Origin of the sequence: Microbacterium sp., assembly GCF_052099035.1 — a bacterium.
Lineage (GTDB): Bacteria > Actinomycetota > Actinomycetes > Actinomycetales > Microbacteriaceae > Microbacterium.
On sequence record NZ_JBQDSX010000003.1, the window covers coordinates 41748 to 56601 of the forward strand.

Below are 14854 nucleotides of genomic sequence, written 5' to 3' on the forward strand. Positions count from 1 at the left end.
AGCTCAGCTCAGAACTGAGCCTGTTCGCGTCCGCGCGGCGGCGCTTACCCGTCCCGGCCAGGATCACGGTGGCGAGCCATTCCCCGTCCGGCCCCACCTGGGACGCGGTATCGATCTTGACGGTATCCCACCCGATCAGCGATCCGTCGAGCGCCTGGACGACGATCTTATGGTCACCAAACACCGCATCCGCGGGGATCGTCACCACGGTGTCGCCTGCAGCGTCCAGGGTGACGGTACCGAGCAGCACCGGAGTGGAGTGGAGCCACACGCCGCCGGATCTAGTGGATTCTTGCCAGGTAGTCGGCGACGGCGTGCGTGTCGCCGGTATCGGTGATGAGGGCGATGTAGCCGTCTGGCCGGATGAGCACGAGCGAGCGGGGGGTCGCGTGGTACGCCTGAGCCAGATGGCCTCCGGCGTCCGCGATCTCGTCGGGCCGGGTCGGGTGCTCGACGATGTGCAGCGTCCTGAGATCGGAGCCGGCAGCGTCGACCGTGGTGGTTCCCGTGAAGTCCAGGAGTGTGAAGCGTCCGCCGCGCGTGAGGTCGAACAGCCGATGCTCGGCATCCGCATCGGCGAGCCGGGTCGCGTCGGGGGCGCGGTCTCCGGCGCGCTGCTCGGCGGCATCTCCTCGGTCGTCCTGCGCCAGGGCGGAGCCGCGGTAGCCGACGTCGAGCTGGATCGTGCTCGCGTCGCGGCGGGTCGATGGGCCCTTCTGCTCGAGGGCCTGCGTGAGGCGGGCGTCCGAGAGCTCGAGGACGCTCGCGGCGATCGGCCGCCGCTCGGCCTCATAGCTGTCCAGCAGCGCGTCCGGGGCGCCGGCGGCGACGGCGGCGAGCTTCCAGCCGAGGTTGTGCGCGTCCTGGATGCCCGTGTTCATGCCCTGTCCGCCGGCCGGGGAGTGGACGTGTGCCGCGTCCCCGGCGAGGAGCACGCGCCCGGCACGGTAGCGGTCGGCGAGGCGGACGTTGGCGCGCCAGAGCGTGGACCACTCGGGTTCGTTCAGGCGGATGTCGGTGCGACTGCTGCGCCGCTCCAGGATCGCCTGGAGGTTCTCCAGAGCGGTCTCCGCGTTCTGCCCGGGCGTGATGCTGGCCTGGAACTGGAACAGGGCGGTGGAGGGGAGCGGGCACAGGCTGACGGCGCCTTCGGGATGCCGCCACATGTGCCAGGCGTCCCGGTCCAGTCCCTCGACGGCGAGATCGGCGACGAGCATCCGCACGCCCTCGCGCGTCTCACCCGTGAACGCGATCCCGGACTGCTTACGGACGATGCTGTGCCCGCCGTCGCAGCCGACTAGCCACCGCGCGATGATCGTGGCCTTCTCCCCGGCTGTGACGATCGTCACCGACACCGCATCGTCGGACTGCTCCAGGCGCTCCAGCGTCGTGCCGAACTCGACGTCGCCGCCGAGTTCGGCCAGCCGTGACCGGAGGGCCTGCTCTACCCTCCACTGGGGCGCGATGAGGCTCGTCGTGTAGGGGATGTCCGGCCGGTTTCTCAGCGACTCCGGCTCGGCGCCGCCGAGCGTCACCGCGCCGTCGGGTCCGGTCGACCGCATCGGCATCGCCATCCGGCCGTGAGAGAGCACGCGGTCGATGATGCCGAGATCCTCGAACACCTCCAGGGTGCGCGGCTGCACACCTTTGCCGCGAGATCCGGGCTGCGGGCCGGCGCCTGCTTCGATCAGGCGGAAGGGGATGCCCTTCCGTGCGAGCTCGCAGGCCAGCGTGAGGCCGGTGGGACCGGCTCCGACGATCAGCACCATGGTCTCCGCTGGCGTCGGCGATGTCGCGTCGCTCATCTTCCATCCTCCTGTAAGAAAGTAAAGCCTTTCTATAGGGTAGGCGTGGTTGCTGAGAAAGTAAAGACTGTCTATCGTCGAACCATGCCCACCGTGTCCACCGAGCCGTCGCGTCGACGTCGGCATGGCAAGCAGCTTGAGGCGGAGCTGCTTGCAGCGGCGTGGGGGGAGCTGGTTGAGGCCGGTTACGGCCGGCTTACGATGGATTCGGTGGCCCGGCGCGCGCGCACGAGTGAGCCGGTGCTGTACCGGCGGTGGGCCAACAAGGACGAGCTGGTCCTCGCCGCGATCGAGCGCCATAGAGACGCCAACCCCGTCGCGGTCCCGGACACCGGCTCCCTGCGCGGTGATCTGATCGCCTACCTGACGGCGATGAGCGAGGCGCGCGCGACCTTCTTCGCCGTCGCGGTGGCCGCCGCCTTCTCGGGCCTGCTTGCCGACGCGGGCCTGACCCCCGCCCAGGTCCGCGAAAGGGTCATGTCCGTCGAGGCACTCCCCACCAGCCGTGACATCTACCGGCGCGCTCGCGATCGCGGCGAACTCGACCTCGGACGCATCTCGGCCGCGGTGCTGAACATGCCGTTCGAACTGGTCCGGCACGACCTGATCATGGACCTCCGACCCCTGAAGCACTCCCGCATCCGCGCCATCGTCGACGAACTCTTCCTGCCCCTCATCGGACTCGACAGGCAGTGAGGGCCCGCATGCTCCAACCGGAGACATTGGAGCGCTGCTGAAATCAGCACCGAGTTCCCGACCGGCACTCTCCGTCGTTCTTCGGGAGATCAATTGCGGATCCTCGATCTCAATGGTTAGGCTAACCTTAGTTGTTGGTGGTAACTTTCCGGAGAGGCCGATATGAGACGAATCGGGGGGCGCCCTCGTCAGATCGAGAAGGGGGACATCGTCCGTGTCGGCCGGGAGATCGGACTGCATCAGCTCAGCCTGAACGCCGTCGCCGCTCGGCTGGGCGTGTCCTCGACTGCCCTGTATCGGCATGTGGACGGACGGTGGGGCTTGGAGAGCCTGGTAGGTGAGAACATCCTCGCGGATCTGCAGTTGCCGGATGAGCCCTCCCAGGAGACGGCGCAGCATCTTCTGTCTTCGGGGCTTCGGCTGCGATCGTTCATCCTGAAGCATCCAGGGTTGGCGGCGTATGTGCAGACGCTGTTCCCGCGCGGTGACAGCGGTCGGCGGCTGCTCGCTGCCGAGGTCGAGGCGCTGGGTCGGCGTGGCTACGCGGCGGATGCGGCGGTCGTGCTGTCGTCGGCGGTTGCGTCGGTCGCGATCGGCTATGCAGCCGCGGAGGACCTCCAACGGCAACGAGCCGAGGGCCGCGCGCGGCAGGAGGAGAAAGCACTGGCCGCGATAGGGGACGATCCTCGGCTGGGAAATGCCTATTGGGGACTCCCGGACGTGGGCGCCGACGAGTATGTGCGGCTGTGGCTGGGCGCGGCGGTGCGGGCGTTCGTGGCTGCGGCGCCTCCCGGGCGCTCTCCCGAGCAGATCAGGGCGGCACTGGATGCCGCAGGAAAGGGGCTGTGATGGCCAAGCGAGGATTCGGCGGCGTGGTGATGCGCGCCTATGGGGCGCGTGATCACGAGGCGACGGTCACAGCCACCGAGCTGATCTCACCGGGGTTTCTGCGGGTGCGCATGCACTCGGCGACGTTGCTGCAAGGCGATGTGCTGGCCCCGACCGCGGCCGTGCGATTCTGGTTCCCCGATCATGAGGGGAAGGACTTCGAGCATCAGCGCGGGTACACCCTCTCCGAGGGTGATGAGGCTACCGGGGACTTCGCGGTCGACTTCGTGCTGCACGAGCCGGCCGGTCCCGCGTCGGCGTGGGCGAAGCGCGCCGAGCCCGGGATGACGGTGCAGGTGACGCCTTTCGGTAGCACCCGTTTCGATCTTCCTGCAGACCTGCCTGCCGGGTACCTGCTGATCGGGGATGCCGCGTCGATCCCGGCGATCAACGGGATCCTGGGGGTGGTGCCGGCAGAGGTGCCGGTTGAGGTCTATCTGGAAGAACACCAGGACACCGACCGCCTCATCCCGCTCGCCCCGCACCCGCGGGCCGCCGTGTACTGGGTGCCGCGTCGCGGGGAGGCCTCGCTCGCGGCGGCGATCGAAGCCCGCGATTGGTCGGACTGGTATGCGTGGGCAGCTCCGGAGTCGGGGTCGCTCAAGCAGCTGCGCGCTCGGCTGCGCGAGGAGTTCGGATTCCCGCGCAGCGAGACCCATACCCAGGCGTACTGGTATTACGGTCGCCCATTCGGATCGAATCGCTCCAAAGCCGCCCCGGAGCCGGCGCCCGTGGAACTTCCCCTCGGGCAGGCCGCCGGCGAGCCGGCCGCCGCGGAAGAGTCCACCGTCTCGAGCATGATGGCGCCGGGGGCGCGTCGAGGCTCCTGGCGGGCGCAGGCAGGCGGCCGGCTGATCTCCCCGCTTCGCGCGACCCTCGTTGTCGGCGGCGTCCTGCAGACGATCGTCACCCTCATCCAACTCGCTCCCTTCGTGCTGTTGGTCGAATTGGCCCGCGTGCTGCTGACGGGAGCCGACAGCGGGGCCCTGTGGTCCCTCGGGATCTGGGCGGCCGTGCTCATGGGCGCGGGGGTGCTGCTGTCGTCTGCGCTGATGCTCTGGGTGCATGCGGTCGACGCGCGCTTCGCCCGCGACTTGCGCGCACGGCTGCTCGCGAAGCTCGCACGGGTGCCGTTGGGCTGGTTCGACGCGCGCGGTTCCGGGCAAGTCAAGCAGCTGGTGCAGGATGACACGCTGGCGCTGCACTACCTCGTCACCCATGCCGTGCCGGACGCGGTCGCGGCGGTGGTCGCGCCAGTCTCGGTGCTGGTGTACCTGTTCGTCGTGGACTGGCGGATCGCGCTGGCTCTGCTGCTGCCGGTGCTGGCGTACGTACTCGGGATGGCGGTGATGTTGGCCCAGTCGGGGCCGAAGACGTCGCTGGCGATGAAATGGGCGGAGCGGACGAACGTCGAAGCCGGGGCGTACCTGGAGGGGCAGCCCGTGATCCGAGTCTTCGGCGGCGCTGCCGCCTCCACTTTCCGTGCACGCCTCGGGGAGTACATCGATTTCCTGCGCGACTGGCAGCAGCCGATGATCGGGCAGCGCACCTTCATCGACCTCGTCACCCGTCCCGGGACGTTCCTGCTGCTCATCGGCGCGCTCGGCACGCTGCTTGTCACGACCGGGGGCATGGATCCGGTCGCTCTTCTTCCGTTCCTGCTGCTGGGCACCACGTTCGGGGCGCGGCTGCTGGGGATCGGCTACGGCCTGGGCGGGCTGCGTACGGGACTGATCGCGGCCCGCGATATCCAGCTCGCGCTCGACGAGCCCGAACTGGACAGCGGCCCGGGAGCGACGGGCGGTGCGCAGGAGCCGGCCGGCCGTGTCGAGTTCGACCGGGTCGGCTTTTCCTACCGGCCCGGGGTTCCGGTGCTGCAGGATGTCGACCTCATCCTGGAGCCGGGCACCGTCACAGCGCTGGTCGGACCATCCGGCTCAGGCAAGTCCACCCTCGCCGCGCTGCTGGCCCGCTTCCACGACGTCCAGACCGGAGCGATCCGTGTCGGCGGGCGGGATCTTCGCGAGCTGACCGCCGACGAACTCTACGCCAGGGTCGGGTTCGTATTCCAGCAGACCCAGCTGGTGCAGGGGACCGTGCATGAGAACATCGCCCTCGCCGACCCCGGCGCGAGCCGGGAGCAGGTGGAGGAAGCAGCACGCGCGGCACAGCTCCATGAGCGGATCACGCGGATGCCGGACGGATACGACACGGTTCTCGGTACGGATGCGGCGTTGTCGGGCGGGGAGCGTCAGCGGCTCACGATTGCACGCGCTCTCCTCGCAGACGCCCCTGTGCTCGTGCTCGATGAGGCGACCGCGTTCGCCGACCCCGAGTCCGAGTACCTGGTGCAGCGGGCGCTGAACCGGCTGACCGCCGAGCGCACCGTGCTTGTGATCGCACACCGGCTGCACACGATCACCGGCGTGGACCGAGTCGTCGTGCTGGACCACGGCCGGATCGCCGAGGTCGGCACGCACGAGGAGCTGCTGGCACGCGACGGCCGTTACCGGCAGCTCTGGGACGCTGGCCGACCTGCGTCCGCCGTCAGCGGGAAGGAAGAACTCCGATGATCCGCTCGATGCTCGCACTATTGCCCGCAGGCAGCGCCGGTCGGGTCGCCCGGCACCTTGTGCTGACCACACTCGGCGTCATCCTGAGAGCGGCCGGGGTGGTGCTGCTCATCCCGCTGATCGCCGCACTGTTCAGCGAGGATCCCGCCGTCGCCTGGCCGTGGGCAGGGCTGCTGGCCGTGGTGACCGTCGCCGGCTGGTTCGTCGACTGGGCCGCGACGCAGCTCGCCTATCGTCTGGGCTTCGGGATCCTCGACAATGGCCAGCGCACCCTCGCGGACCGCATCATCGGGATCCGCCTGAACTGGTTCACGGCCGAGCACACCGCCACGACTCGGCAGGCCGTGGCCACCACCGGCCCCGATCTCGTCGGCGTCATCGTCTACTTCGTCACCCCGCTGCTCAGCGCGATCCTGCTCCCGCTGGTCATCGCCCTCGTGCTGGTGCCCATCGCCTGGCAGCTCGGCGTGGCGGCCCTGGTCGGGATCGTCGTGCTGTTCGCGGCGTTCTGGGTCTCGGGACGGCTCGGGCGCGCCGCCGACCGGGCGGCCGAGCGCGCCAACACCAGCCTGACCGAGCGGGTGCTGGAGTTCGCCCGCACCCAGCAGGCGCTCCGTGCCGCGCGGCGGGTCGAACCGGCCCGCAGCCACGCCGGTGCGGCTCTGGCCACCGCGCACAACGCCACGATGAAGACGCTGCTCCTGCAGATCCCCGGTCAGCTGCTCTTCGGTCTCGCCAGCCAGCTCGCCCTCCTCGCACTCGCCGGCACAGCCGTGATACTGACCATCCAGGGTGCCCTCAGCATCCCCCAGGCGATCGCGCTCATCGTCGTGATCGTGCGCTACCTGGAATCCTTCACCGTGTTCGCAGAGCTCTCCCCCGGGCTCGAGACGGTCACCGGCACGCTGCGCCGCATCCGCGAAGTTCTCGACGCCCCGCGGGAGCCCGCGGGCGAGGCCCAGGTGGAGATCGCCGGTGCACCGCGGATCGAACTGCGCAACATCGACTTCCGGTATGGCGGCGACGCGGCCGACGGACCACGCGTGCTCGACGATCTCGATCTCGTTTTCGAGCCCGGCACGACGACCGCGATCGTCGGTCCATCCGGGTCGGGCAAGAGCACCGTTCTCGCCCTCATTGCCGGACTGCATCACCCCGACGCCGGGGCCGTGCTCGTGAACGGGCAGGAACTGCGGAGCCTCGACGTCGACGCGCGCCGTGACCTGGTCAGCGTGGTGTTCCAGCACCCCTACCTGTTCGACGGCAGCATCCGCGACAACGTGCTCGTCGGAGACGCGGACGCCGACGAGCAGCGACTGGGCGAGGCCGCCGCCCTGGCCCGGGTTGATCGTCTCGTGAGCCGGATGCCGGACGGATGGGACAGCCGGGTCGGCGAAGCCGGCGGCAGCCTTTCCGGTGGCGAACGCCAGCGCGTCTCCATCGCCCGCGCGCTCCTCAAGCCAGCACCGGTCCTGCTCGTGGACGAGGCCACGAGCGCCCTCGACACCGAGAACGAGACCGCGGTCGCCGCCGCGTTGAGCAACGACCCCATCCCGCGCACCCGCGTGATCGTCGCGCACCGACTCAGCAGCATCCGCTCCGCCGACCGCGTCGTGTTCCTGGAAGACGGCCGCGTCGTCGAAGACGGCACCCTCCCCGAACTGCTTGCCGCCGGCGGCCGCTTCGCCGAGTTCTGGCAGCAGCAAGACGCCGCAAGCGCCTGGCGGCTCGGAACCTGACCCGCGTGCTCAACAACGCGAACATCGGGCGGCGACCACCAATGGCCCCGGCGCACTCAAATCCCGTGAACACGGGTGAAGAAATGGACGCTATCCGCCACGCGAGCGGCGACGGCCAGCCGACGGCCAGCGGCCAGGCAACAACGCTGTGTGCTGCCCCCGGCATCTGCATCCTCGCTGACACGCTGTCCTGGTTCCTACCCACCCGCCCGACACGGACGACGACCGAGGCGCCGAACGACGAGTGTGCGCCACCTTGACCGGCGCCCTCACCGATTATCGGCGGCCTCCTCGAGCCCGGCCACGGTTGCCACGTTGGCGGGCGCTGCGTTCGGTGTAGGCGAGCAGGAGAGTCGGAATGGTTGCGATGATGGTGATCGCGAGGACCCACCAGAATGTGGTGGCGAATCCGTCAGCCTGCTCGGCCGGCGTGGTGCCGTGGTGGAGTTGACCGGTGAGGACGACGGCGAGCACGGCGGTGCCGATCGCGCCGCCGACGCGCTGGAGGATGTTGAGCTGCGGTGTCGCATCGGGGATCTGCTCCGGCCGCAGGGACTGGTACGCCGCGGTCATCGTCGGGAGGATCGACAGGCCGAATCCGACGCCGCGGACGACCATGACGACGCAGAGCAGCCAGTACGACGTGCTGGTGGTCAGGAACAGGAACGGGATGGTCGCGACCGCCAGGATCGCGGCGCCCGTGAACGAGGTGATCCCGGGACCGAAGCGGTCGGTGAACGGTGCGGAGAGCAGCGCGCCGATCGCGGTCGGTGCGACCAGCAGCCCGGCGATGATCACATCCTCACCCCGGACGGTCTGGAGATACAACGGCATCAGGATCATGCCCCCGTAGTTCGCCGCACCGAGAGCGAACGTGGCGATCATTGCCGCGGTGAACTCCCGATTGGCGTACAGCCGGACATCCAGCAGCGGATGCTTCGACCGGAGGGCGTGCAGGACGAAGCTGGTCAGGGCGAGCACCCCGACCAGGAGCCCGACGACAGCATCCGTTTCCAGGCCTCCCGCGACGCCGATTTCTGCCAGGCCGTAGGTGATGCCCACGATCCCGAGGGGCGCCAGGATCAGACCGAGCAGATCGAACCGTCCCGCGTCTGCGCCCTTGTCCATCGGCAGGAGTCGTAGGGCGAGCACGATGCCCGCGATGCCGATGGGGACGTTGAGCCAGAAGATCGCCTGCCACCCGAGCCCGGAGATGAGCAGACCGCCGACGACAGGCCCGATTGCCGGGGCGAAGATGATCGGGATCGCCAGCAACGCGATCACCTTGCCCATCTGGCTCTTGGCGGCGTGAGCGGTCCAGATGATCGTCCCGACGGGCATGATCATCCCGCCACCGATGCCCTGCAGCGCCCGGGCAGCGATCAGCATCTCCAGGCTCTGCGACAACGCGCACCACACCGACCCGATGGTGAACACGACCAGCGCGGCGACATACAGCCGCGCCGCCCCGAGCCGGCGGGCCGCCCACCCCGTCACCGGGATGACGGCCGCGAGCGCGAGCAGGTAGGCGGTGATCGCCCACTGCACCGAGTCCAGCCCCGCGTCCAGGCCGCCTGCGAGGCTGTGCACGGCGACGTTGACGATCGTCGTGTCCAGGAATGACAGCGAGGAGCCGATCATCACCACGCCGATCGCGCGGCGCAGTGCCGGCGAGAACCGCTCGTTCGCGGTCTCCGTCATCCCATCGGTCATCAGCGCGCTCCTCACGTCGGTTCAAGTTCGGCATTTCCAAACTAGAATGGCCGTCATGCGCGCACAGGCCAACCAGTACCCCGAAACGGCCAACCTGGTGGAGCCGGTGCTCTCGCCCGTCCTGAGCATCGACCGCGATACCGCGCAGGACCATGAGCTCCTGCATCTGCACGCACACCCGGAGCCGATGCTGACGTGGAGCTCGACCGCGACGCTGATCGGCAGCGTCGCCGGGCGTGACTGGCTGATCCCGCCCGGCTACGGTCTCTGGGTTCCCGGCGGCATCGAGCACTCCGGTGCGGTGCTGCACACCGGCGAGATGACGACGATCACCTTCGCTGCCGACGGCAGCCCTCTCGCCTGGACCGAGCCCACCAGCTTCGCCGTCGGGTCGTTGCTGGGCGAGATCATCACCCATCTGCATCGCATCGCTCCCGACGATCCCAGCCGTTCGCCCGCGGAGGCACTCATGTTCCAGCTGCTCACGCCGCTGCCGTCGCAACATATCCACGTCACCATGCCCGCCGACCCGCGAGCTCGCGCGATCGCCGAGCTGCTCTTCGCCCACCCAGACGATCAGCGCGAGCTCACCGCCTGGGCCGACCACGTCCATGCCAGCGTCCGCACCCTGTCCCGGCTGTTCCGCGCCGAGACCGGGCTGAGCTTCGCCAGCTGGCGTACCCAGGTCCGTATCCGCGCCGCTATCCCGATGCTCGCAGACGGCACACCGGTGGCTGCCGCCGCCCGAGCAGTCGGCTACCGCAAACCCAGTGCGTTCACTGCCGCGTTCCACCGGACCACCGGTCAGACCCCCGGAACCTACCTGCCTCAGACGCGGCGGTAATCGACCCCGCATCGCCAACGGAATCGAGTGGCCGTGCCTCGCCGTTTTACGCGGCTCTCACCGCGCCATGTCGGACAGCTTCGCTCAGCGGTCGCTGTGGTGACTCGTTCGCACCGGCCACCGAGTCTGAATCGGTGACCCCTCAGCCCTCCGCACGACGTCAGCTCGTCCGGGCGGCATCCGACGAGGGGTTCATGGCCGCGAGGCCGGCGAGCGTGTTCTCCACGATGAAGCGGTAGTAGGTCTCGCGCTGGCGCGCGGCAGGTTCGCCGCCGCGGGCGAAGGGCGTGATGAAGCCCTCGGCGAGGCGCGCCAGCCCGGGGCTTGCTTCGGCTGTTCGGCGGAATTCCGCCATCGTGGTCGCGTGGTCGCGGGGCCCGTCGTCCTCGTGGATGAGGCGGTCGTCGCCGATCGTGATGGTGAGCATGGCGTTATTCAGCAGCGCCGCGTAGGCCAGGCTCGCGTGGTCGCCGAATCCGCCGCGGATCAGCGCCGCGATCCCCGTGTCGACGATCGGGAGGGCCGAGGGGAAGGTCGGTCCGTGCATGAGCAGCCACTTGGCCACGCCGGGATAGGGGGCGATCACCGCGTAGCCGGATAGCAGCAGGGCCCGGAACCATTCCTCCCACTCGAGTTCGGGTGGCGGAGGAATGAGGCGGGTGAGGACGCGCTCGACGACGCCGCGGGCGATGAGATCTTTGCCTCCGACATGGTGGTAGACGACCGACGGCGCGACATTCAGGCGACGCGCGAGATCCCTGATCGACCAGCCGAGGAGGTGCGACTCCGCGGTGAGATCGGTCGCCGCATCCACGACCCGCTCCGGAGTCAGCCCGACATGAAACGGGGCTGCAACGGTCTCCGCCATGAGGACGCTCCTTTCTCACCCCGTCCAGTGTGCCGGATAAGCGACCCACCCACGTATTGAGGTTAGGGTTACCTAACCTCTAGGATGGTCGCTATCGATTAGAACACCGTTCAGTGTACACTCGATAATGATTCTCAATAAGGACCGGAAGAAAGGCGGAACACATGGCAGCGACCAACGCGGCGATGATGCCGAATATGACGGCCGGCGATCATGCGGCGGTGGAGGAGAGCTTCTTCGTCGCGGTCAAGGGCAGTCTCGCCGCCATCATCGCATTGGCCGTCCTCGGTGCGGCGAGCAGCGTGATCCCGTTCATCGCGATCGTGGAACTGGCCCGCACCCTGCTCCCGGCGATCGACGGAGCATCCGTCGACGCGGGCCGGGTCTGGGCGATCGTGCTCGTCGCAGTGGTCGCGTTGGTGGTGAGCTTCGGTGCAGCCTTCCTCTCCGGCGTCGTCGGTCACTTCGCCGATGCTGAGTTGCAGCATTCGCTCCGCCGGAGGATCATCCGCCACCTCCAGCGTCTCCCGCTGGGCTGGTTCGATCGCCGCAGCTCCGGCTCGGTGCGCAAGCTCGTCGAGAACGATGTGGTCGCGCTGCACCAACTGGTCGCGCACTCCATCCAGGACGTCCTCACCGCGATCACGGTGCCGGCGATCAGTATCGTCTACCTCTTTGTCGTGGACTGGCGGATGGCGCTGGCTGCGCTCGTCCCGCTGGTCCTGATCTTCCTTCTCTACCCGCTGATGATGCGAGGTGCCGGAGAAAAGTACATCCAGTACGACGCGGCCACGCAGGCGCTATCCGGAGCGACCGTCGAGTTCGTGCAGGGCATCGCCGTCGTCAAGCGCTTCGGACAGGTGGGGCGCAGCCACCGCCGGTATCGCGACGCGACCGGTGAGTACTCGAGGTTCGTCGGCGAGTGGACGCGCGAGACCGCAGTCGTGTTCACGATCGTGGAACTGATCGCCTCGCCGATCGTCGTCCTGGCCTGGCTTCTCGTCGCCGGTGTGTGGCTGGTCGCCAATGCCGGCGCCTCCCCGGTGGACGTGCTTCCTGGGCTTCTTCTGGGCCTGGGGCTGACCGCGCCGCTGATGAAGCTGGGCGCGTCGGGTCAGTTCCTGCGCAACGCGACGAAGGCTCAGCAGTCCCTGACCGAGTTCTTCGCCCTACCCTCCGTGACCCCGCCCGATGCGCCACAGACGCCGCAGGGCCACGATGTCGACTTCGAGGACGCCGCGTTCAGCTATGACGGGGAGCACCGCGTGCTCCACGAGGTCGCAGCGTCCTGCGCTCCCGGAACCGTCACCGCGCTCGTGGGCGCTTCCGGGTCGGGGAAGTCGACGCTCGCGAAGCTCGTCCCACGGTTCTATGACGTCGACGCCGGTGAGGTCGGGATCGGGGGCGCCGATGTGCGCCAGGTCGCGTCCGCCGAGCTCTACCGTCAAGTCGGCTTCGTCTTTCAGGACGTGCAGCTTCTGCGCGCGAGCCTGCGTGACAATATCCGTCTTACACGGCCCGATGCCTCCGATGAAGAGGTCGAGGCTGCCGCGCGCGCAGCCCAGATCCATGACCGGATCGTGCGCTTCGAGCATGGCTACGACGCGGTGGTCGGCGAGGACGCGAATCTCTCCGGCGGTGAGGCACAGCGGGTCACGATCGCCCGGGCGTTGCTCGCCGATGCGCCGATTCTCGTGCTGGACGAGGCGACCGCGTTCGCCGATCCGGACTCGGAAGCGGCGATCCAGTTGGCGCTGAGCACTCTCGCGGCTGATCGCACCGTGCTCGTGATCGCTCACCGGCTGCACACGATCGCAGGTGCCGACCAGATCCTCGTCCTCGACGCCGGTCGCATCATCGAGCGCGGCACGCATGCTGAGCTCCTCGCCGGGGGAGGCCGCTTCGCCCAGATGTGGGCCGACTACCAAGCCAACCATGCCCGCTCCCTCCCGGAAGGAGTCCAGTCGTGATCCGTCGCCTGCTGCGCTACTGCTCGCCCCGTGCCCGTCGTCTGGTGATCGCGGAGCTGAGCTTCGTGGTGGTCGCCGCTCTCCTGCAAGGCATCGCCTTTCTCCTGCTCGTGCCATTGCTGCGGGCATTGTTCCTCGGTGACCTGGAGGCGGCGTGGGGCTGGGTGGGGGCTGTCGCCGTTGCTGCCGTCGGCTACGTGCTCGCGTCGTGGTTCGCGAGCCAGATCGGGATGAAGGCCTCCACCGCCGTGCTCGACTCACTGCTGGAGCAACTCGGCGACAGTGTGGTGTCGTTGCCGGTGAGCTGGTTCTCGTCCGATCGGACGGGCCTGGTCACCGGATTGGCCACGCAGGGCGCGATGTTCGTCTCGACGATGCCCTATGCCATCCTTCGGCAGATCCTCGCCGGCTTCATCGCCCCCGGCACCGTGCTGGTCGGGATGTACTTCTTCGACTGGCGACTGGCGCTGGCGATGACCGTGATGGTGCCGATCATCGCGATCGGCTACCGCTGGCTGAGCCGCCGGATCGGCCGCGGCGACAAGGCGCATTCGGGCGCCGTCGCTGAGACCTCAAATCGGGTCGTCGAGTTCGCCCGCGCCCAGCCCGCGTTGCGCACCGCGGGCGAGGGCTCGATCGCCGACCGCCTCGTCGACCAGGCGCTCGAGAACCAGCACAAGGAGTACCGGGGCCTGCTGGTCACCGGAGGCGCAGCGATCGCGCTGTTCGCGGGGCTCGTGCAACTATCGGTCACGGTCGTTCTCGTCCTCGGAGCTTTCCTCGCCGTCGGTGGATCGATCGACATCGCAACCCTGATCGCGCTGCTCGTCCTCGGAGTGCGATTCAACGAGCCGATCGTCACCGCCGGCGACCTCGGCGGCGGCATCGCCGTCGCGAAGACCACGATCGACCGTCTCGACGAGTTCGCGGGGATCGCGCGGCTTCCCGAGCCCGAGCATCCGGCCGTACCTTCCGATTTCGGCGTCGAGTTCCAGGGCGTCACTTTCGGCTACGGTGGCGACCCCGTACTGAGGGATCTCTCGTTCTCCGCTCCCGGCGGCGGGATGACGGCGATCGTGGGCCCGTCGGGTTCGGGCAAGACGACGATCACCAAGCTCATCGCCCGCTTCTACGACCCCGAGGTCGGCACCGTGCTCATCGGCGGCGTGCCGCTGCCGGAGCTCGGGACCGACGTCGTGGAGGCCGCGGTCGCTCCGGTCTTCCAGGACGTCTACCTGTTCGACGACACCATCCTGAACAACGTCTGGATCGGCAACCCCGATCTGTCCCGCGAGGAGGTCATCGCCGCCGCCACCCGCGCGCGCGTCGACGAGATCATCACGCGCCTCCCTGGCGGGTGGGATGCGCGCGTCGGGGAGGGCGGGTCGAACCTGTCGGGCGGCGAACGGCAACGGGTGTCCATCGCCCGTGCCCTGCTGAAGGATGCCCCGATCGTGCTGCTCGATGAAGCCACCAGTGCCCTGGACATCGGCAACGAGATCGCGATCGGTGACGCGATCGACTCCATCCGCTCCGGTCGCACCCTCATTGTCGTCGCCCACCGGTTGCAGACGATCATGACCGCTGACCGGATCATCATGCTCGACGGCGAAGGCAGTATCCGCGAATCCGGCGGCCACACAGAGCTCTTGGCCCACGGCGGCGCGTACGCGCGCTACTGGAACGAGCGGGTCGACGCGGCCGGCTGGCAGCTCACCCACCACGACTGAACCACCCGACCCTTCGAAAGGACCAGAC

11 protein-coding genes are annotated in these 14854 nt (G+C 68.6%); 7 read left to right on the forward strand and 4 right to left on the reverse strand.

Annotated elements, in window-relative coordinates; genetic code table 11:
• Positions 1-250, reverse strand: a 250-nt coding sequence (locus ACTIAO_RS02030; protein WP_441904661.1) for a hypothetical protein, incomplete at its 3' end; no start/stop codon positions are given.
• Between the two features lie 31 nt (positions 251-281).
• Complete coding sequence (locus tag ACTIAO_RS02035) at positions 282-1805, reverse strand: FAD-dependent oxidoreductase (RefSeq protein ID WP_441904662.1); 1524 nt, start codon at positions 1803-1805, stop codon at positions 282-284.
• Between the two features lie 84 nt (positions 1806-1889).
• Between ACTIAO_RS02035 and ACTIAO_RS02040 the strand changes: the two genes are divergently transcribed.
• From ACTIAO_RS02040 to ACTIAO_RS02055, 4 genes are all read left to right on the forward strand, one after another.
• A complete protein-coding gene (locus ACTIAO_RS02040; protein WP_441904663.1) occupies positions 1890-2501 on the forward strand; it encodes a TetR/AcrR family transcriptional regulator in 612 nt (203 codons plus the stop codon).
• 162 nt (positions 2502-2663) lie between these two features.
• On the forward strand, positions 2664-3350 hold the full coding sequence (locus ACTIAO_RS02045) for a TetR/AcrR family transcriptional regulator (protein WP_441904664.1): 687 nt from the start codon (positions 2664-2666) through the stop codon (positions 3348-3350).
• Positions 3350-5962, forward strand: coding sequence for an ABC transporter ATP-binding protein/permease (locus ACTIAO_RS02050; protein WP_441904665.1), 2613 nt, complete (start codon positions 3350-3352; stop codon positions 5960-5962). The genes ACTIAO_RS02045 and ACTIAO_RS02050 overlap by 1 nt, the downstream gene beginning before the upstream one ends.
• Positions 5959-7701 carry an ABC transporter ATP-binding protein gene (locus tag ACTIAO_RS02055; RefSeq protein ID WP_441904666.1) on the forward strand — a complete coding sequence of 581 codons (1743 nt, stop codon included), beginning with the start codon at positions 5959-5961 and terminating at the stop codon, positions 7699-7701. Before ACTIAO_RS02050 ends, ACTIAO_RS02055 begins: the two co-directional genes overlap by 4 nt.
• A gap of 276 nt (positions 7702-7977) precedes the next feature.
• On the opposite strand, the gene ACTIAO_RS02060 is transcribed toward ACTIAO_RS02055, so the two are convergent.
• On the reverse strand, positions 7978-9414 hold the full coding sequence (locus ACTIAO_RS02060) for a DHA2 family efflux MFS transporter permease subunit (RefSeq protein WP_441904667.1): 1437 nt from the start codon (positions 9412-9414) through the stop codon (positions 7978-7980).
• Between the two features lie 55 nt (positions 9415-9469).
• Here ACTIAO_RS02060 and ACTIAO_RS02065 point away from each other — a divergent pair, with 55 nt between their 5' ends.
• Entirely contained in the window at positions 9470-10258 is a 789-nt protein-coding gene (locus ACTIAO_RS02065) for an AraC family transcriptional regulator (RefSeq protein ID WP_441904668.1), read from the forward strand.
• A 160-nt stretch (positions 10259-10418) separates the two neighbouring features.
• On the opposite strand, the gene ACTIAO_RS02070 is transcribed toward ACTIAO_RS02065, so the two are convergent.
• Positions 10419-11126, reverse strand: a complete 708-nt coding sequence (locus tag ACTIAO_RS02070; protein WP_441904669.1) for a TetR/AcrR family transcriptional regulator — start codon at positions 11124-11126, stop codon at positions 10419-10421.
• 164 nt (positions 11127-11290) lie between these two features.
• Between ACTIAO_RS02070 and ACTIAO_RS02075 the strand changes: the two genes are divergently transcribed.
• Both ACTIAO_RS02075 and ACTIAO_RS02080 read left to right on the forward strand, forming a co-directional pair.
• Positions 11291-13096, forward strand: a complete 1806-nt coding sequence (locus tag ACTIAO_RS02075) for an ABC transporter ATP-binding protein (RefSeq protein ID WP_441904670.1) — start codon at positions 11291-11293, stop codon at positions 13094-13096.
• Positions 13093-14826: an ABC transporter ATP-binding protein gene (locus tag ACTIAO_RS02080; protein ID WP_441904671.1), complete on the forward strand. Its 1734-nt coding sequence runs from the start codon at positions 13093-13095 to the stop codon at positions 14824-14826. Before ACTIAO_RS02075 ends, ACTIAO_RS02080 begins: the two co-directional genes overlap by 4 nt.
• The last annotated feature ends 28 nt before the right edge of the window (positions 14827-14854 follow it).

What these genes read in the sequence shown, in the direction of transcription:
- ACTIAO_RS02035 (WP_441904662.1), bottom strand. Translation starts at nt 1,805, where the DNA reads ATGAGCGACGCGACATCGCCGACGCCAGCGGAGACCATGGTGCTGATC.
- ACTIAO_RS02040 (WP_441904663.1), top strand. Translation starts at nt 1,890, where the DNA reads ATGCCCACCGTGTCCACCGAGCCGTCGCGTCGACGTCGGCATGGCAAG.
- ACTIAO_RS02045 (WP_441904664.1), top strand. Translation starts at nt 2,664, where the DNA reads ATGAGACGAATCGGGGGGCGCCCTCGTCAGATCGAGAAGGGGGACATC.
- ACTIAO_RS02050 (WP_441904665.1), top strand. Translation starts at nt 3,350, where the DNA reads ATGGCCAAGCGAGGATTCGGCGGCGTGGTGATGCGCGCCTATGGGGCG.
- ACTIAO_RS02055 (WP_441904666.1), top strand. Translation starts at nt 5,959, where the DNA reads ATGATCCGCTCGATGCTCGCACTATTGCCCGCAGGCAGCGCCGGTCGG.
- ACTIAO_RS02060 (WP_441904667.1), bottom strand. Translation starts at nt 9,414, where the DNA reads ATGACCGATGGGATGACGGAGACCGCGAACGAGCGGTTCTCGCCGGCA.
- ACTIAO_RS02065 (WP_441904668.1), top strand. Translation starts at nt 9,470, where the DNA reads ATGCGCGCACAGGCCAACCAGTACCCCGAAACGGCCAACCTGGTGGAG.
- ACTIAO_RS02070 (WP_441904669.1), bottom strand. Translation starts at nt 11,126, where the DNA reads ATGGCGGAGACCGTTGCAGCCCCGTTTCATGTCGGGCTGACTCCGGAG.
- ACTIAO_RS02075 (WP_441904670.1), top strand. Translation starts at nt 11,291, where the DNA reads ATGGCAGCGACCAACGCGGCGATGATGCCGAATATGACGGCCGGCGAT.